Source organism: Actinoplanes sp. 13, from assembly GCF_056134165.1.
The window spans coordinates 99,413-116,982 of record NZ_JBVYOQ010000019.1 but is presented as its reverse complement, the minus strand read 5'-3'; the positions used below and the strand labels follow the sequence as shown (position 1 = coordinate 116,982).

Below are 17,570 nucleotides of genomic sequence, written 5' to 3'. Positions count from 1 at the left end.
CAACGGTGGTCAGGAGTCGGAGGAGAAGGCGGCGTCGAACGCGGCGGACGGCGGGTCGAAGGCGAGCCGCCGCACGAAGCGCAGCGCCTCGGGAGCGCCGACGAGCCGGTCCATGCCGGCGTCCTCCCACTCGATGGAGATCGGTCCGTCGTACCCGATGCTGTTGAGCGCCCGGAAGCAGTCCTCCCATGGCACGTCGCCGTGGCCGGTCGAGACGAAGTCCCAGCCGCGCCGCAGGTCTGCCCAGGGCAGGTGGGAGCTGAGCCGGCCGCGCCGCCCGTCGCCGGTGCGGACCTTGGCGTCCTTGCAGTCCACGTGGTAGATCCGGTCGGCGAACTCGAGGATGAAGTTGACCGGGTCCAGGTCCTGCCAGACGAAGTGCGACGGGTCCCAGTTCAGCCCGAACGCCGGCCGGTTGCCGATCGCTTCCAGGGTGGCCCGGGTGGTCCAGTAGTCGTACGCGATCTCGCTGGGGTGCACCTCGTGCGCGAACCGGACGCCCACCTCGTCGAAGACGTCGAGGATCGGGTTCCACCGGTCGGCGAAGTCGGCGTAACCGCGCTCGATCATCGAGGCGGGCGCCGGCGGGAACATCGCGACGGTGTGCCAGATCGAGGAGCCGGTGAAGCCCACGACCGTGTTCACGCCGAATTTCGCGGCGGCCCGGGCGGTGTCCTTCATCCGCTCGGCCGCACGCAGGCGTACCCCCTCCGCGTCGCCGTCGCCCCAGATCGCCGCCGGCAGGATGCCCTGGTGCCGCTCGTCGATCGGGTGGTCGCAGACCGCCTGGCCGACCAGATGGTTGGAGATGGCGAAGCACTTGAGGTTGTGCTTGGCGAGTTGCTCATGCTTGCGGTCGACGTAGTCGTCCTCGGCGAGCGCCCGGTCCACCTCGAAGTGGTCACCCCAGCAGGCGATCTCCAGGCCGTCGTAGCCCCACTCCGACGCGAGCCGGCAGACCTCCTCGAACGGAAGGTCGGCCCACTGGCCGGTGAAGAGCGTGATGGGTCGTGCCATGTTCCCTCCCTGATGACTGGCGTTCAGCCGGCCGGTGAGGGAAACCGGCCAGGGGTCATCGCCACGTCGAGACGCACGACCTGGATCGGCCGGCCGGGTCTGCGCCTCCCGGACGGCCCGCCCGTCGTAGCGGCTGGCCCCACCGCGACTCTACGGCGGCACAGCGTGCCACGGAAGGCCACAGCCCAGATGCCCGCGAGCAAGCAGCGTGGTGATTCCGGGCTCGCTACGCACCCCAACTCCCCAAGCATGGCCGGACCGAGCGCCGTGTGGTGACTTCGGGCGCGCTACGCACCCGAAGTCACCACGCAGGGGGCGGCGACGCAGCGGAGGGCGGGCGTCAGAAGGCGGACGGCCAGAGTCCGGGCATAGCCGAAAGCGGAATGCCCAAAAGGCGGGCGGCCCCGGGCGTGGCAGGCGAAGCCGGAACGGCGGGCGGCCCCGGGCGCGGCAGGCGAAGCCGGAACGGCGGGCGGCCCCGGGCGCGGCAGGCGAAGCGAGTGCGGCGAGTGCGGCGAGTGTGGCAGGCGAAGCGGGCGCAGCGAGTGCGGCAGGCGAAGCCGGCGGGACCGGCGGAGCGGGAGCGGCGATCAGGGCGCGCCGCAGTGTTGCTGTTCCGGCGCGAGGCCGATGCCGGTCAGCTCCTCCAGGACGTACGCCAGATGGCTCGCCGCCTCAGCCGGGCTCCCGGCGGTGTCCACGTCCACATATTCGGTGCGGGCGGTGTCCGCGGCCAGCAGGTGCCGCAGGATCGGCTGCCAGGCGACCGTGGGGTCGCTGATCCGGGCGGTGATGACGGAGAGCCCGGCATCGGTGAGCCGGTCGATGCCCGAGGTCGGGTCCGGCCAGTCCCGCAGCACGGTGGCCAGGTCGAGGCAGATGCCGAGCCGGTCCTTGTCGACCCGGGTGAGCGCGGCGACGGTCTCCTCCGGGGTGTCCAGCACCCGGCCGGGTCCGGGCTGGAAGCCGGCGCGGACCGCGCGGCCGACTCGCCAGGCCAGGTCGGCGAGGCCGCCGGAGAGGCGCCCGAGCTGGCGGGCGACGGCGCGTTCGCGGGCTTCGTCCCACTCGTCGCGGCGGCCCAGGCCACAGCTGGCGACGGCGCCGCGCACCTCTTCGAAGGGGAGCAGGTCGACCAGGATCCGGGCCAGTTCGAGGGTCTGCTGGACGCAGCGCGGGCTGCTCCAGTCACCCAGGGCGTTGTCGGAGTCCTCGCCGCCGCCCTCGGCGTCGGGCACGCCGCTCAGCGTGACGACCTCGAGCCTGCGGGCGTCGAGCTCGGCACGAAGCCGGGTGCGGGCGCGCCCGTCGTCGGCGAGGGCGGCGGCGAGTGGATACGGTAGCCGCAGGGCGATGTCCAGCGTGCCGGCTCCGAACCGGGCCCGCAGCGCCGTGGTGACGGCGTCGAGATGATCGACGGCGGCGGCCAGAGTCGGAGACTCGACTAGGCTGATGCCACAGCTGAGATGCACGATCCGGCCGGAGGGATGTCGCAGCCGCATCAATTTCCTCCCCGGACGAGCTGACCCGTGCAGGTGCACGTGCATTCGCGCGTGCTGACGCCTCCAGTATGGACCATCTCGGCCGGGTTCCCACTGAGACCGGTGTCGCGTAGCCCGGGATTCATCGCCGCCTCCATCCGTGGATGCCTGTCCTCGGATACGAGCCTGCGTCGTGAGACGGATCACCGGCGCACCCGCCGTGCGACGTCGTGACCGGCCATAACATGATCGGAAACGGCCGCCTCGATAGGCGCTCATCAATCAACGTGATGCCGGTGACCAGCGAGTAGCCACCCGAAAGAGGCATTGAGAGAGCGTTTTCCTCCACACTGCGCGTTCACCATCTGCACAAATGGACATGCAATGTGCGGCTGCTCGTGCGTCTGGCACGTGCCGAAGCACAAGGATGCGGATGCACGGAATGATCTCCCGTGCATCCGCATCCTGACCGCCGTGGACCGATCGGTGCGGGGCGCAGCCGCACCGTCCCTCATCGATCCCGGCGGACGTTCCGAAGGCCGGTTCCGAGCGCTGCCGCGAGAGCTTCGAGACAGCGCCGGAGAGTCGGCCGTGGTGGTGAGGTCAGCTCTGGGCGGGCTCCAGGGCGGACTCGACGTCGGTCCACGAGCCGGCGGCGGCGGACCGCTCCACGGCGTCCAGGACCAGTTGCACCTGCAGCGCGTCGGTGAACGACGGCGCCGGGTCCTTGCCCGCCGCGATCGCCTCGATCAGGTCCCGCGCCTGGTGGGTGAACGAGTGCTCATATCCCAGACCGTGCCCCGGCGGCCACCACCCGGACACGTACGGGTGATCCGGCTCGGTCACCAGGATCCGGTTGAAGCCCTGCTCGGCAGCCGGCGCCGAACCGTCGTAGAACTCCAGCTCGTTCATCCGCTCGAAGTCGAACGCCAGCGAGCCGAGCGAGCCGTTCAGCTCCACCCGCAGCGCGTTCTTGCGGCCGGTGGCGAAGCGGGTCGCCTCGTACGACGCGACCGCTCCCCCGTCGAGCCGGGCCAGGAACAGCGCGGCGTCGTCGACCGTGACCTCCCCGACCGTGGCGCCGTTGGCCGCGGCGGAGAGCCCGGACGACGCCGACGGCAGCGGCCGGGTCCGGATGAACGTCTCGGTCAGTGCCGACACAGCGGTGATCGACTGGCCGGTCACGAACTGGGTGAGGTCGACGATGTGCGCACCGATGTCACCCAGGGCGCCCGAGCCGGCGATCTCCTTGCGCAGCCGCCAGACCAGCGGGAACTGCGGATCGACGATCCAGTCCTGGAGGTAGGCGGCTCGCACGTGACGGATCGTCCCGATCCGCCCGGACGCGACCAGGTCCCGCATCAGGGCCACGGCCGGCACCCGCCGGTAGTTGTAACCGCACATCGCGCGTACACCCTGAGTTTTCGCCTTGGCCGCGGCCGCCGCCATCTCCCGCGCCTCGGCCACCGAGTTGGCCAGGGGTTTCTCGCAGAGGACGTGCTTGCCGGCGGCAAGCGCGGCCAGCGCGATCTCAGCGTGGGTGTCACCCGGCGTGCAGATGTCCACCAGATCGATCTCGTCACTGTCCACCACCGACCGCCAGTCGGTGGTGTGCCCGGCCCAGCCGAGCTTCGCGGCCGCCTCCGCCACCTGATCGGCGGAGCGGCCGCACACCACCGACATGCCGGCGTTGAGCGGCAGGTCGAAGACGCGGTTGACGGTGCGCCAGGCCTGCGAGTGCGCGGCCCCCATGAACGCGTAGCCGACCATGCCGACTCGCAGGTCCTGCGACATGTTGTCCCCTTAGAAGCCGAGCTTGCTGTACTGGGCGGCGTTCTCCTTGGTGATCGTCTCGGAGGCGAGCATGATCTCCTTGGGCACCTGGAGCTCGACCAGGTCGCTCATCCCCTTGCCCTGGGCGATCAGCCGAGCCAGCGAGATCGCCGAGGAGGCCATCGACGGGCTGTACGTCACGGTTGCCTTCAGGACGGTGTCGTCCTTGACGATCCCGTCGATCGCGGCCTTCGAGCCGGCGCCGCCGACCATGAAGAACTCGCTGCGGTTCGCCTGACTGATCGCGGCCAGCACGCCGACGCCCTGGTCGTCGTCGTGGTTCCAGAGCGCGTCCATCCTGGGCAGCGCCTGGAGGAGGTCGGTGGCAGCCGCCTGACCGCCGTTGACGGTGAAGTCGGCGGCCCGGCGGTTGGCGACCTTGAAACCGTAGACCGCGAGCGCCGCCTTGAAGCCCGCGGAGCGTTCCTGGGTGAGCTCCAGCGAGTCGATGCCGGCGATCTCACCGATGATCGGACTGGCCACACCCTTGGCCTTGAGCTGCTCGCCGATGTAGGAGCCGGCGGCCAGCCCCATGCCGTAGTTGTCGCCCTTGAGCTGCAACCGGAACGCGTCCTGCGACGGGAAGGCGCGGTCCAGGTTGACCACCGGGATGCCGGCCCGCATGGCCTCCTCGGCGGCCGAGTTCAGCTCCTTGCCGTCGTGCGGCAGCATCACGATGATGGTCGGCTTCTCGGCGATCATCGTGGCGACCGCGGCACGTTGGGCGGCCGCGTCGGCACCCGCCTCGGTGATCTTGAGTTCGACGTCCGAGTACTGCGCGGCCTGGGCCTTCGCGTTGTTGGTGATCGCGGCGATCCAGCCGTGGTCGGCGGCGGGTGCGGAGAACCCGATCACGACCTTCTCGCCGGGGGCGGCGTTCTGGTTGCTCGCGTTCGTGTTGACCTGGGCGTTGTTGGAGGTGTCGTTGCTGGTGCAGGCGGTCAGCAGGGCGCCGGTGCCGACGGCAGCGCCGCCGAACAGAACGCGCCTACGGGACAATGAGGACATTATTGCTCCCGTCTCAGGTTTCTAGCGCTTGAAAAGTTGGGTGAGCGAGGAGAAGCGGAACTGCTGGATCAGGACGGCGGTGACGATGATGCCGCCCTTGACCATGTTCTGGACCTCCGTGGGGAGGTTGTTGATCGCGAACAGGTTGGTGATGGTGGAGAAGACAAGCACGCCGAGGACGGCGCCGACGATCGTGCCGCGACCGCCACTGAGCAGGGTGCCGCCGATGATCGCCGCGGCGATGGCGTCGAGCTCGTAGAGGTTCGCCGTGCCGGCCTGCGCGCTCGTTGCCTGCGAGGTCAGCATGATCGCCGCGATGCCGCAGCAGAGTCCGGAGAGGACGTAGAGCAGCAGCGAGTGCCGCTTGACGTTGATGCCGGCCAGCCGGGCGGCTTCCGGGTTGCCGCCGACCGCGACGGTGCGCCGGCCGAACGTGGTCCGGTTCAGCAGCACCCAGCCGGCCACCGCGACCAGCGCGAAGAGGATCACCAGCAGCGGGATGCCGAGGATCCGCGTGGTGGCGATTCCGTTGATCGTCTCGTTGGTGGAAATCTGCGTCTGCTTGCCGGAGATCTGCGCGGCGAGACCCCGGGCGGCCACCAGCATGGCGAGCGTCGCGATGAACGGGACGAGCCTGCCGTACGCGATGAACAGCCCGTTGACCAGGCCGACAGCCATGCCGACGATGATCGCGGTGAAGATCATGCCGGCGGCGCCGAAGCTCTGGGTGGCCACCGTGGTGCACCACACGCCGGCCAGCGCGATGATCGCCCCGACCGAGAGGTCGATGCCACCACCGATGATCACGAAGGTCATTCCGACCGTGACCACGCCGATCGCCGACGCCTGCTGCAGGATCGTCAGGATGTTGTTGCGGACCCAGGACGGGTCGCCGTACAGCTCCGGGCGCGTGGCTATCCCGATGATGATCAGGACCACGAGGACGCCGACCAGGCCCAGATTGCGGATGGTCCCCTCGTCGAGACGCCGGACCTCGCGCTTCTTCTCGGTACGCAGCGTTTCTGTGATCATGCCGGCTCTCCTTCCAGCAGCGACCCCGCCATGACGAGGTTGAGGACGGTGTCCTCGTCGATCTCCTCGGCCGGGGCTTCGTGAATGAGCCGGCCCTCCCGCATCACCAGCACCCGGTCCGCCAGCCCCAGCACCTCGGGCACCTCGCTGGAGACCAGCAGCACGCCCACGCCGTTCTCGGCGAGACCACGGATCACCTGGTAGAGCTCGGCCCGGGCGCCGACGTCCACGCCCCGGGTCGGCTCGTCGAGCAACAGCAGCCGGGTGCCGCCCAGCAGCCACCGCCCGACCACGACCTTCTGCTGGTTGCCGCCGGACAGGGTGCGCACCGGGCGGACCACCCCGCGCGGCCGCAGCTCCAGCGACTCCGCGGTCTTGTCGGCCGCGGCCCGTTCCCCGCCGGCGTCGGTGAACCCGGCCTTGGCGAACCGGGAGAAGGTCGCCAGCGTCATGTTCTTGTAGATCGGCTCGTCCAGCAGCAGCGCCTGACTCTTGCGCTCCTCGGGCGCCATGCCCATCCCGGCGCGCACCGCCGCCTGGACGCTGCGGATCGCCCGGCCCGCGACGGTGACCGTCCCGGAGTCCGGCCGGCGGGCGCCGAAGATCGTCTCCATCAGCTCGGAGCGACCGGAGCCGACCAGTCCCGCGATGCCCACGATCTCGCCGGGGCGCACCGTCAGGCTCACCTCGGCGAACTCACCGGCCCGGGTCAGGTCGTCGACCACGAGCAGCGGCTCGGCCTCGGCGGTGGGCCGGCGGGGCGGGAACACGTACTCGATGGAACGGCCGGTCATCCGGCTGACCAGCTCGCGGGTCGGTGTGGTGCGGGCCGGCAGGTTGGCCGCCGTGGTGCGCCCGTCCTTCAGCACCGTCACCCGGTCGCCGATGTCACGGATCTCGTCCAGCCGGTGCGAGATGTAGATGACCGCGATCCCCTGCGCGGTCAGCTCCCGGATGATCCGGAACAGGTTGTCCACCTCGTCGTGGGCCAGCACCGCGCTCGGCTCGTCCATCACGATCAGGCCGGCGTCGTGGGAGAGGGCGCGGGCCATGCTGACCACCTGCTTGGCGGCGGCGGGCAGACTCCGCACGGCCCGGCGCGGGGAGATCTCGGCATGGCCGAGCCGGGTCAGGATCTCCTTCGTCCTGTACGCCGTGTCGCGGCGCCGGGTGAAGCCGGCGCGGCTCGGCTCGTGACCGAGGAAGGCGTTCTCCGCGACCGAGAGGTCGTCGACCAGGTCGAGCTCCTGATAGATGGTGGCGATGCCGGCCCGCATCGCGGCCTGGGGCGTCGCCGGAGCGAACGGCTCACCCCGCCAGGTGATCTCGCCCGCGTCGGCGTGGTGCACACCGGCCAGGATCTTGATGAGCGTGGACTTGCCGGCGCCGTTCTGGCCGAGGAGACAGTGCACCTCACCGGCGCGCACCTCCAGCCGGACGCCGTCGAGGGCGCGGACGCCGGGGAACTCCTTGACCACGTCGTGCAGGCGAAGGACGATCTCGCCCTCCGGACGGGTGGCGCCGTCGCCGGCCGGACTGGTCACTTCCTGCTCCTCCGGCTGGACGTCATGGCGAGGCGACTCCGGGCGGACGCCGTCACGGGACTCCTCCGGGCGGAGGTCGTCACGGGGCTCCTCCGGGCCGAGGTGGTCGCGGGACTCCTCCGGGCGGAGGTTGTCGCGGGGCTCCGGGGTGGTCATGACGCCTGCTCGAAGGCCGCGTCGCTGGCGAGCACCGCCGCGCCGGTCACGCCGGCGCGGCTGCCCAGCTCGGACAGGACGACCGGGAGGTTGCCGGTGGCCAGCGGCAGCGAGCGACGGTAGACCACGCTGCGGATCTCGGCCAGCAGCACGTGCCCGAGCTGCGCCAACCCACCCCCGATGACGATCATCGACGGGTTGGCGAACGAGACCAGCGTCGCGAGCACACCGCCGACCCGCCGGCCGCCGTCGCGGATCAGGCGGATGCAGGTGAGGTCGCCCTCGGCGGCACCGTCCGCGACGTCCTTCGCGGTGATCATCGGCTCCGCGTCGGCCCGCACGGAGCGGTGGGAGCGGGCCGGCCGAGCGGCGGCGAGCCGGGCGGCCAGCGCGGGCGACTCACCGGACCGGGCCGCGGCGAGCGCGTCCCGGGACAGGGCGGCACCGCTGAACAGCGCCTCCAGGCAGCCCGAGTTGCCGCACGAGCAGGCCGGGCCACCCGCCTCGACCTGGATGTGCCCGATGTCGCCGGCGCATCCGTCCACTCCCCGGAAGACCGCACCGGCCAGGTGGATGCCGCAGCCCACACCGGTCCCGATCTTCACGAAGAGGAAGTCGTCGACGGAGTGTGCGACTCCGCCGTGCCGCTCGCCGATGGCCATTATGTTGACGTCGTTGTCCACCACCGCGGGGCAGCCGTGCTCCCGGGCGAGCAGCTCGCGCACCGGGTAGCGATCCCAGCCGGGCATGATCGGCGGTGACACCGGCACCCCGTCACGGAAGCTCACCGGACCCGGGACGCCGATCCCGACCGAGTGGAGACGGTCGTAGACCCCGTCGATGCGGGCCTTGGCCAGCAGGTCGTTGACCCGCTGCAGGGTGGGCCGCGGACCGGACCGGATGTCGGCGCCCTCCCGGTAGGCCGCGAGGGGCTCCAGCCTGCCGTTCGTCACCTCGACGTCGATCGAGGTGGCGCCCAGGTCGACCGCGGCGAACCGCAGCTCGGGGTGCAGCTCGACCAAGGTGGACCGGCGGCCACCGCGGGAGGCCGCCATCCCGGCCTCGGCGATCAGCTCGGCGGCCACCAGGCGCTCCACCTCGGCGAGCAGCCGGGGGCGGCTCAGCTCGAGGCGGTCACCCAGCTCGGCCCGGGAGACCGGGCCCTCGTCCCGCAGGAGGCGCAGGATCCGCTGGTGGGGTGCATCGGTCAGGAACAACGAACACCTCCGATGAGTGGTGCCCGTCACAGTAAGCTAGTTCCGTCTTCGAGGTCCATACCTTCTGCATGATCAAAAGAAACTTTTGCATAACGAGCCGAAAGTTTGGTCGACACAAAGCTCCGGAAGGCAGGCCGAAGCGATCGGCCCGGCACGTAACCCGGCCCGGTCGCCGAACCGGACCGCAGGCCCCGCGGCACGGACTTCGGTAACTGCCACACCCGGCGAACGCCGGCTGGGCAAACAGAAAGCCGCTCCATCCCCCAAGGGATGGAGCGGCTTCGCGGGGAGCCGGGGCGTCAGTTCTGACTGAGGCCGTGCTCGCTGCCCTTCTTCAGCTTGCGGGAGTCCCGCAGCTCGAGGAACGGCTCGTCGTCGGCCGGGTGACCGGCCGCGATCGCCCGGCCGCGCTCCAGCTCCGCGTCCAGCTCGGCGCCGAGCATGATGGCGATGTTGGAGATCCAGAGCCAGACCAGGAAGGCGATGACACCACCGAGAGCGCCGTACGTCTTGTTGTAGTTGGCGAAGTTCGCCAGGTAGAGCGCGAACGCCGCGGAGGCCGCCACCCACAGCACGACGGCGAAGATGCCGCCCGGGCTGACCCAGCGGAAGCCACCGGTCTTCGCGTTCGGCGAGGCCCAGTAGAGCACCGCGAACATCAGGCTGACCAGCATCACCAGGACCGGCCACTTGGCGATGTTCCAGGTCGTGACGGCGGCCTCGCCGAGACCGATCCGGTCACCGACCACCTGGGCGATGTCACCGGTGAAGATGACGATGGCGGCGGAGGCGACCAGCATCACGCCGACCAGCGCGGTGACGCCGACCCGGATCGGCAGCGTCTTCCAGACCGGCCGGCCCTCGGGAACGTCGTAGATCGCGTTCGACGCGCGCATGAACGCGGCGATGTAACCGGACGCCGACCAGAAGGCGACGGCCAGACCGATGATCGCGGCGAGCCCGGCGGTGCTCTGGTTCTGCACCTGGTTGAGCACAGTGTCGACCATGCTGCGCAGCTGTTCGTTCGGGGCGATCTCGCCGACGGCGTCGCGGACCGCGGCCTGGCCGTCGGTGCCGACCATGCCGAGCAGTGAGACCAGCACGATCACGGCGGGGAAGATCGACAGCACGCCGTAGTAGGTCAGCGCGGCCGCCCAGTCCGAGATGTTGTCCTCGGAAAACTGCTTGAAGGTGCGCTTCACGGCGGCAAGGATTCCCTTGCCTTTCAGCTGGGCCGGGCTGTCCGGACCGGCGTCCGGGCCCGGCGCCGACAGCTCGGGGTCCCGGTCCTCGCCGGTGCGGGTGGTCGCCGCCGCTTCCGTGTCGTAGTCGGAGGCGCCGGTGCGCCGCGCCTTGTCGGCGTCGGTGCCGGCCTTTTCGGTGCCGACGGCTGAACCCCCCGACGAGTGGCGGGTCGGCTCTTCATCGGACTTGTGCCCGAGTCTCATCGCGGGACTCCCTTCCAGTGAGGCAACAGCACCCGGTCGTTCGGCACCGCGATCCCTGCTGACGTGCGGGAACAACCTTCTGACCTGATGCCCGCCCACGACGCCGCCTAACCTCTTTCTCCGGCAAGGCGGCCCGATCGGGACGTCAGGCCGGAAAAAGTCCCCTCGGTCAGCGGCAGAGCAGCCGCTCCATCCGGCGGCCGGCGATCGTCAGGCCCACCGCCACGAGCACAGCCAGGTAGACCACGTCGAGCACCTGCACCCACCCCAGCGTCCCGGTGGTGATCCCACGGATCAGGTCCACCGAGCGGTAGAGCGGGGTGACCTCGACCAGCCAGCGCAGCACCGCGGGATAGGCCGTGGCCGGCACGAAGGTCCCGGAGAACAGGAAGAGCGCGAACTGCGCCGACCCGATCAGGTCGAAGTCCTGCCAGCTGCGGATCAGCGTGGACACGGTCATGCCGAGCGCCCCGAACGCGAAGCCCACCAGGATCGTCGCCGGGAAGGCGGCCAGCGCGCGCCCGGCGGTGGTCAGGTCCATCCACACCATGATCACCAGGAACGCGGCCGAATAGATGCTGCCGCGGATCATCGCCCAGGCCAGCTCCCCCAGAGCGATCTCGATCGGCCGGATCGGCGTGGCCAGCATGCCGTCGTACAGCCGCATGAACTTCATCTTGCCGAAGAAGTTGAAGGTGGTCTCGGACAGCGCCCCGCTCATGGCCGAGGCCGCGAGCATCGCCGGGGCGACGAACTGCGCGTAGCCCACCACCGCGCCGCCGGGCAGGATGATGTCGCCGATCAGCGCGCCCACCCCGACCCCGATCGAGAAGAGGTAGAGCACCGGCTCCAGGAAGCCGCCCAGCATGACCAACCAGTACGCCGAGCCGAGCGCGACCACGTTGCGCTCGGCCACCGAGGCGGACCGCCGGGTGGCGCCCGAGAACGCGACCCGTTTCGCCAGACGCAGCGTCAGCACGTCACACCACCAGCCGCTTGCGGAATCGCCGGACCGTCAGGAGCCACCCCACCGCGGCCCACGCCGTCAGATAGAGCAGCTGCCAGAGCCCGTCGAGCCCCGGCCAGACGCCGAGCGTGGCGGCCCGGGACAGATCCACCCCGTGCCAGAGCGGCAGCGCCCAGGCGATCCAGCGCAACACGCCGGGCAGCGACTCGATCGGGAAGAACACCCCGGAGAACAGCGACATCGGCAGCACCGCGAACCGCATCAGGATGGCCAGATAGCTGTCGCTGGTGACACTCGCGCTGTATGCCATCACGGGGCCGGCGACGGCCAGCCCGGTCAGCGCGGCGATCGGCAGCACCGCGACCGCCCAGACCGAGTGCAGGGTGCCGAAGGCGGCGGCGATCAGCAGGAAGGCGCCGACGCTGAGCAGCACCCGGAAGACCATGAACGCCAGGTGCCCGGTCACGATGTCGACGACCCGCAGCGGCGCCGCGGCCTGCGCGAAATAAACTTTCAGCCACTCGAAGTAGCTCAGCACCGGCCAGGTGGACTCGCCGATCGCGGTCTGCACCGCGGTGGAGGCGATCAGGCCCGGGACGATCCAGTCCAGGTAGGGCACGCCGGCCACGCCACCGGTGACGTAGGCGCCCACCCCCAGCCCGAAGCCGAGCATGGTGAGCAGCGGCAGCACCAGCGTGGAGAGCGCGCTGGCCCGCCAGGTCCGCCGGTAGTTGACCAGGTGATATTCCAGGACGTAGGCAGAGGCTGCCATCAGTCCACCAGCGTCCGGCCGGTGAGGTGCAGGAACACGTCCTCCAGGCTGCTGCGCCGGACCAGCGCGGCAGCCGGGCTCAGCGACCGCCGGTGCACCTCGGCGAGAGCCGCGTCGCCGTCGGAGACATAGAGCAGGACCCGGTCGGGCAGCACCTCGACGCGCTCGGCGATCCCGTCCAGCTTCTCCGCATAGGCGCCCTGATCGTCGGTGGTGAAGCGCAGCTCCACCACCTCACGCGTGGAGTGCCGCTCGATCAGCTCGCGCGGCGACCCCTCGGCGGCAATCCGCCCGCCGTCCATCACCACGAGCCGGTCGCAGAGCTGCTCGGCCTCGTCCATGTAGTGGGTGGTCAACACCAGCGTCACGCCCTGCTGCTTGAGCCGGAACAGCCGCTCCCAGACCAGGTGCCGGGCCTGCGGGTCGAGGCCGGTGGTCGGCTCGTCGAGCAGCACGATGTCGGGCTCGTTGACCAGCGCACGGGCGATCGTCAGCCGCCGTTTCATGCCGCCGGAGAGCGGCTCCACCTTGCTGTCGGCGCGCTCGCCGAGCTGCACGAAGTCGAGCAGCTCGGCGGCGCGGGCCCGGGCCACCTTGCGCGGGATGCCAAAGAACCGGGCGTAGGTCGTCAGGTTCTCCCGGACGGAGAGCTCGACGTCCAGGTTGTCCAGCTGGGGGCAGACCCCGAGCCGGGCCCGGATGCGCGGGCCGTCGCGCCGCGGATCCATGCCGAGGATGGTCAGCACCCCGTCGGTCGGCGGCGAGACACAGCCGATCATCCGCATGGTCGAGCTCTTGCCGGCGCCGTTGGGCCCGAGGAAGCCGAACGCCTCGCCGGCCCGCACGTCGACGTCGATGCCGTCGACCGCGGTGAAGTCGCCGAACCGCTTGACCAACCCGCGCGCATGAATGAGCGAGCCTTCAGTCCGGTCAGGGGCGGTGGCGGGGTGGTTGGAAGGGGAACTCACGACTCGACCCTACGGAGGGGGTACGACAGGTTTTCTCAATCGCTGGGCGACGTGGCCGCCTGCGCCGCCGCGACCAGCTCGTCGGTCGCCTCGACCACCTCGGTCTGCGTCACCGGCGTCCCGGAGTCGTAACGGACCGCCCAGCTCAACCCGTTGCGCCCGGCCACCCGGCGGCCGACCACCCGGACCGCGCCGTCGGGCAGCAGGTGGTGCGTCGTGTAGGCCACCGAACGGGTGACCCGGGTGCGCACCTGATCCGGCACCTCCCCCGGCTCGAGCAGGAGGTAGGAGCTGACCGGCCCGTCCACCAGCACGGCGTAGCCTTCCCGCACCTCGGCCACCTCGGCCGGCGTGATCCGCAGCTCCCGCCCGGACCAGGCGACCTTGTGGATCTCGTGCCAACCGAGCCGCGCGGTCGCCCCGGGCAGCCACAGCCCGTGGTTGGTGACCACGACCACGGCCGGTGACGACTCGACCGGGCACCACGCGAGCACCCGTTCCTCGGCCTCCAGCGGAGGACGTGCCTCCACGGGGAGACGGGGACGCCGACGGAAAAGCTTCACAATCCACCTGCCGCCTGTTCACGCAGGGCACGAGCCTGCTGTTCCAGCGAGAAGAGCTCACCGGCGAGCGCGAGGTACTGATCCTTGTGCGCCACCGGGTTGAGCCGCTGCACCTTGGACTTGAGATCGCGGATCCGGGTGGTCAGCGCGCCCCCCTGCAACCGGGCCAGGGTGATCTGCACATACCGCGGATCGACCGCCCCGTCGACGTAGAGCGGCTCCACCGCCAGCTCACTGACCAGCGCCTGCCCGCCGAAGTCGGCACACGAGTCGCGTACCTTCTCGATCCAGACCGCGCCGCCGGTGGCCGAGGCCGCGCCACCGGCCTGGGCGACCGCCTCGCGAACCGCCTGCAGCACCGGGTCACCGTAGTTCTCCGCCCCGAGCGCATCGAACATCGGGCCGGCCAGCACCGGCTCCTGCAGGGCCAGCTTCAACGACTCCCGCTCGACCAGGCGCTGCGGCGAGTCGGCGGCCCCCTGCGGGCCACGTCGCTGCGGCGGGCCCGAATCCGACCCGCGCACGGCGTTGTTCACGGCACGCTGCACCGGCTCCAGGTCCATGCCGAGGTCGCCGGCGAGCTTTCTCGCGTACTCCGGGCGCTTCTCCCGGTCCTTGATCTTGGCGACCAGCGGCGCCGCCCGGCGCATCGCCTCCACCCGGCCCTCGACGGTGTCCAGGTCGAAGCGGGAGATGACCTGCCGCAGCGCGAAGTCGACGAGCGGCTCCCGGCCGGCGATCATGTCGCGTACCGCCAGGTCGCCGCGGGCCAGCCGCAGCTCGCACGGGTCCATGTTGTCCGGTGAGACCGCGATGAAGGTACGCCCGACGAAGCGCTGATCCTCCTCGAAGGCCCGCAGCGCCGCCTTCTGCCCGGCCGCGTCCCCGTCGAAGGTGTAGATGATCTCGCCGGTGAAGCTGTCGCTGTCCATCAGCAGGCGCCGCAGCACCTGGATGTGATCCACGCCGAACGCTGTCCCGCAGGTCGCCACCGCGGTCGGCTCCCCCGCCTCGTGGCAGGCCATCACGTCGGTGTAGCCCTCCACGATCACCGCCCGCCCGCGCTTGGCGATCTCCCGCTTGGCGTGGTCGATGCCGTAGAGCACGTGCGACTTCTTGTAGATCGGCGTCTCCGGCGTGTTCAGGTATTTCGGGCCGTCGTCGTCGTCGAACAGCTTGCGCGCGCCGAACCCGATCACGTCACCGCTGAGGTCCCGGATCGGCCACAGCAGCCGCCGCCGGAACCGGTCGATCAGCGAACCGGACCGGGCCGGCTTGGAGAGGCCGGCCGCGGTCAGCTCTTCCGCGGTGAACCCCTTCAGCCGCAGGTGCTTGCTGAGCGCATCCCAGCTGTCCGGGGCGAACCCGCACCCGTACTTCTCGGCCGCGTCCCGGCCGAAGCCCCGCTCGGCCAGGAACTCGCGGGCCTTGCGCGCGTCCGGCGAACCCAGCTGATCGCGGTAGAAGTCGACGGCAGCGGTGTGCGCGGCCAGCAGGCGCTGCCGCTGCCCGGCCTGCGGGCGCGGCGTGACCGGCCCGCCGGTGTCGGTGTCGTACCGCAGCTGGAGGCCGGCCTTGCCGGCGAGCCGCTCGACCGACTCGATGAACGACAGATGCTCGGCGTCCATGAGGAACTTGATGGCGTCGCCGCCCTGGCCACAGCCGTGACAGAAGTAGACATTTCGGGCAGGTGAGACGTTGAACGACGGCGTCTTCTCGTCGTGGAAGGGGCACAGCCCCTTCAGGTTGCCGCCGCCGGCCGACCGCAGCGTCACCGTCTCGCTGATCACGTCGACGATCGAGCTCCGGTCACGGACCAGCGCGATGTCCTCGTCCTTGACCCTGCCCGCCACGGCATACATCCTGCCTCGCGCCGGCCGGGAGCCGCCAGCAGGGTGCCATCCGGCTCAGCGCCGCGGCGCGACCAGCGATCGGTGCCAGGCCACCGCGGCGGGATCGGTCAGGGACGCGACCTGGTCGATCACCACGCGCAGCGCCGCGGCGTCGTCGGCTGCCGCCGCATGCTGCGGCCGGAAGAGCGGATCCAACCTCTCCGGGGTACGCGTCAGCGCCTCCACCAGCTCCATCAGGATCACGCGCTGCTGGTCGTACCAGTGCTCGGCGGCCCGGCTGCGCATCACGTAACGCAGCGCCATGCCCTTGAGCAGCGCGCACTGGACCCGGACCGTGCGCGGGACCACCAGGTCGGCGTCGTACCGGCGCATCGGGTCGGTGCCGAACCGGCTGTGGGTGGCGCCCACCGCGGAGGATACGAACCGGCCGGTCAGCACGCTGGTCATCCGTTTGAGCGCGACCTGCGCCGGATAGCTGTTGTCGTAATCGGCGACCGCGGCCACCGCCGGGTCGGCCAGCAGCTGGTCGAGGACCGCACCGAGCTCGTCGGCCGGCTCCTCGGAATAGGTGGCGGCCACGTCGGCGCAGAGCGCGGCCCGCTCGCCGGCGTCGTCGAGCAGCGGCCGCAGGCTGAGGTAGCCGCCGTGCACCCCGTCCTCGACGTCGTGCACGGAGTACGCCACGTCGTCCGCCCAGTCCATCACCTGGGCCTCCAGGCATCGGCGCTCGTCGGGGCGGGACTCGCGCAGCCACTCGAAGACCGGCCGGTCGTCCGGGTAGACGCCGAACTTGCGGTACCCCGGCTTGCGGAACCACGGGTACTTCGAGCAGGCGTCCAGCGAGGCCCGGGTGAGGTTCAGGCCGGCGCCCGGCACCTTCGCCTCCAGCCGGGTGAGCACCCGCAGGGTCTGCGCGTTGCCCTCGAAGCCGCCGCACGCCTGGGAGACGGCGTCCAGGGCGGCTTCGCCGTTGTGCCCGAACGGCGGGTGGCCGAGGTCGTGGGCGAGACCGGCGACGTCCACCACGTCCGGGTCGCAGCCGAGCCGGGCGCCCATCTCGCGGGAGATCTGGGCGACCTCCAGCGAATGGGTCAGCCGGGTCCGCAGGAAGTCGTCCGACCCGGCGGTGTGCACCTGGGTCTTGGCCGCCAGCCGGCGGAACCCGGCCGAGTGCAGCACCCTGGCCCGGTCCCGCTGGTACGGCGTACGCCCGTACCCGCTGTCCTTGGCGGGCTCGGAGGCCCACCGCTGGGCGTCCGCGGCCGTCATGATCCCTAGGTTAGAGGGGACGAGAGCTCAGGACGCAGAACTCGTTGCCCTCCGGGTCGGCGAGCACCACCCAGGGGACGTCGTCGCCCTGACCGATGTCGGCCGGCCGGGCGCCCATCCCGACCAACCGCTCCACCTCGGCCTCCTGGTCGTCCGGCCGCAGGTCGATGTGCAGCCGGTTCTTGACCACCCGGGGGTCGGTGCCGATGCCGAACAGCAGCCCCGGCAGCTCGCCGGGGGTGCGGCGGATCTCCACCTCGTCGTCCGCCTCGTGCACGATCACGTAGTCGAGCGCCTCGGCCCACCACCGGGCCAGGCGACCCGGGTCCTCGGCGTCCACCACGATCTGCTCCCACCGGCTCGGCATGCGACCCCCTGCATCGATAGATGACGATGACGGTACGCGAACCCGGGCGGGTGACCCGGGCGGACGGCGCACCGG

At 70.7% G+C, this 17,570-nt stretch carries 15 protein-coding genes; all 15 read right to left on the bottom strand.

Annotated elements, in window-relative coordinates; translation table 11 throughout:
* Positions 1 to 9 precede the first annotated feature (9 nt).
* The 15 genes from AC0NH5_RS29915 to AC0NH5_RS29845 all read right to left on the bottom strand — a co-directional run bounded on the left by AC0NH5_RS29915 (position 10) and on the right by AC0NH5_RS29845 (position 17,495).
* Positions 10 to 1,017: a sugar phosphate isomerase/epimerase family protein gene (locus AC0NH5_RS29915; protein WP_474410067.1), complete on the bottom strand. Its 1,008-nt coding sequence runs from the start codon at positions 1,015 to 1,017 to the stop codon at positions 10 to 12.
* 590 nt (positions 1,018 to 1,607) lie between these two features.
* The gene (locus AC0NH5_RS29910; protein ID WP_474410065.1) at positions 1,608 to 2,519 is read right to left on the bottom strand and encodes a hypothetical protein; all 912 of its coding nucleotides are present in this window, start codon (positions 2,517 to 2,519) and stop codon (positions 1,608 to 1,610) included.
* Positions 2,520 to 3,101: 582 nt separating this feature from the next.
* Entirely contained in the window at positions 3,102 to 4,292 is a 1,191-nt protein-coding gene (locus tag AC0NH5_RS29905) for a Gfo/Idh/MocA family protein (protein WP_474410064.1), read from the bottom strand.
* 9 nt (positions 4,293 to 4,301) lie between these two features.
* The gene (locus AC0NH5_RS29900; RefSeq protein ID WP_474410062.1) at positions 4,302 to 5,339 is read right to left on the bottom strand and encodes a substrate-binding domain-containing protein; all 1,038 of its coding nucleotides are present in this window, start codon (positions 5,337 to 5,339) and stop codon (positions 4,302 to 4,304) included.
* Between the two features lie 21 nt (positions 5,340 to 5,360).
* Positions 5,361 to 6,371, bottom strand: a complete 1,011-nt coding sequence (locus AC0NH5_RS29895) for an ABC transporter permease (RefSeq protein ID WP_474410061.1) — start codon at positions 6,369 to 6,371, stop codon at positions 5,361 to 5,363.
* Positions 6,368 to 7,870 (bottom strand): sugar ABC transporter ATP-binding protein, encoded by a 1,503-nt coding sequence (locus tag AC0NH5_RS29890; RefSeq protein WP_474410155.1) that lies wholly within the window; start codon positions 7,868 to 7,870, stop codon positions 6,368 to 6,370. The genes AC0NH5_RS29895 and AC0NH5_RS29890 overlap by 4 nt, the downstream gene beginning before the upstream one ends.
* 197 nt (positions 7,871 to 8,067) lie before the next feature.
* Positions 8,068 to 9,288 carry an ROK family transcriptional regulator gene (locus AC0NH5_RS29885; RefSeq protein WP_474410060.1) on the bottom strand — a complete coding sequence of 407 codons (1,221 nt, stop codon included), beginning with the start codon at positions 9,286 to 9,288 and terminating at the stop codon, positions 8,068 to 8,070.
* A gap of 299 nt (positions 9,289 to 9,587) precedes the next feature.
* Positions 9,588 to 10,736, bottom strand: a complete 1,149-nt coding sequence (locus tag AC0NH5_RS29880; RefSeq protein ID WP_474410058.1) for a YihY/virulence factor BrkB family protein — start codon at positions 10,734 to 10,736, stop codon at positions 9,588 to 9,590.
* Positions 10,737 to 10,905: 169 nt separating this feature from the next.
* The gene (locus tag AC0NH5_RS29875; RefSeq protein WP_474410057.1) at positions 10,906 to 11,715 is read right to left on the bottom strand and encodes an ABC transporter permease; all 810 of its coding nucleotides are present in this window, start codon (positions 11,713 to 11,715) and stop codon (positions 10,906 to 10,908) included.
* 1 nt (position 11,716) lies between these two features.
* Positions 11,717 to 12,475, bottom strand: a complete 759-nt coding sequence (locus tag AC0NH5_RS29870; protein WP_474410055.1) for an ABC transporter permease — start codon at positions 12,473 to 12,475, stop codon at positions 11,717 to 11,719.
* Positions 12,475 to 13,443, bottom strand: coding sequence for an ABC transporter ATP-binding protein (locus tag AC0NH5_RS29865; protein ID WP_474410054.1), 969 nt, complete (start codon positions 13,441 to 13,443; stop codon positions 12,475 to 12,477). Before AC0NH5_RS29865 ends, AC0NH5_RS29870 begins: the two co-directional genes overlap by 1 nt.
* 35 nt (positions 13,444 to 13,478) lie before the next feature.
* Positions 13,479 to 14,006, bottom strand: coding sequence for a hypothetical protein (locus AC0NH5_RS29860; protein WP_474410053.1), 528 nt, complete (start codon positions 14,004 to 14,006; stop codon positions 13,479 to 13,481).
* Positions 14,003 to 15,868 (bottom strand): DNA primase, encoded by a 1,866-nt coding sequence (gene dnaG / locus AC0NH5_RS29855; RefSeq protein ID WP_474410051.1) that lies wholly within the window; start codon positions 15,866 to 15,868, stop codon positions 14,003 to 14,005. Before dnaG ends, AC0NH5_RS29860 begins: the two co-directional genes overlap by 4 nt.
* A gap of 45 nt (positions 15,869 to 15,913) precedes the next feature.
* On the bottom strand, positions 15,914 to 17,128 hold the full coding sequence (locus tag AC0NH5_RS29850; protein ID WP_474410049.1) for a deoxyguanosinetriphosphate triphosphohydrolase: 1,215 nt from the start codon (positions 17,126 to 17,128) through the stop codon (positions 15,914 to 15,916).
* A 10-nt stretch (positions 17,129 to 17,138) separates the two neighbouring features.
* A complete protein-coding gene (locus tag AC0NH5_RS29845; protein ID WP_474410048.1) occupies positions 17,139 to 17,495 on the bottom strand; it encodes a VOC family protein in 357 nt (118 codons plus the stop codon).
* Between the last annotated feature and the right edge of the window lie 75 nt (positions 17,496 to 17,570).

Bases quoted from the DNA above. Each gene is read 5' to 3' on its own strand.
- AC0NH5_RS29910 (WP_474410065.1), bottom strand. From the start codon at position 2,519: ATGCGGCTGCGACATCCCTCCGGCCGGATCGTGCATCTCAGCTGTGGC.
- AC0NH5_RS29870 (WP_474410055.1), bottom strand. From the start codon at position 12,475: ATGGCAGCCTCTGCCTACGTCCTGGAATATCACCTGGTCAACTACCGG.
- AC0NH5_RS29915 (WP_474410067.1), bottom strand. From the start codon at position 1,017: ATGGCACGACCCATCACGCTCTTCACCGGCCAGTGGGCCGACCTTCCG.
- AC0NH5_RS29900 (WP_474410062.1), bottom strand. From the start codon at position 5,339: ATGTCCTCATTGTCCCGTAGGCGCGTTCTGTTCGGCGGCGCTGCCGTC.
- AC0NH5_RS29895 (WP_474410061.1), bottom strand. From the start codon at position 6,371: ATGATCACAGAAACGCTGCGTACCGAGAAGAAGCGCGAGGTCCGGCGT.
- AC0NH5_RS29845 (WP_474410048.1), bottom strand. From the start codon at position 17,495: ATGCCGAGCCGGTGGGAGCAGATCGTGGTGGACGCCGAGGACCCGGGT.
- AC0NH5_RS29880 (WP_474410058.1), bottom strand. From the start codon at position 10,736: ATGAGACTCGGGCACAAGTCCGATGAAGAGCCGACCCGCCACTCGTCG.
- AC0NH5_RS29905 (WP_474410064.1), bottom strand. From the start codon at position 4,292: ATGTCGCAGGACCTGCGAGTCGGCATGGTCGGCTACGCGTTCATGGGG.
- dnaG (WP_474410051.1), bottom strand. From the start codon at position 15,868: ATGTATGCCGTGGCGGGCAGGGTCAAGGACGAGGACATCGCGCTGGTC.
- AC0NH5_RS29850 (WP_474410049.1), bottom strand. From the start codon at position 17,128: ATGACGGCCGCGGACGCCCAGCGGTGGGCCTCCGAGCCCGCCAAGGAC.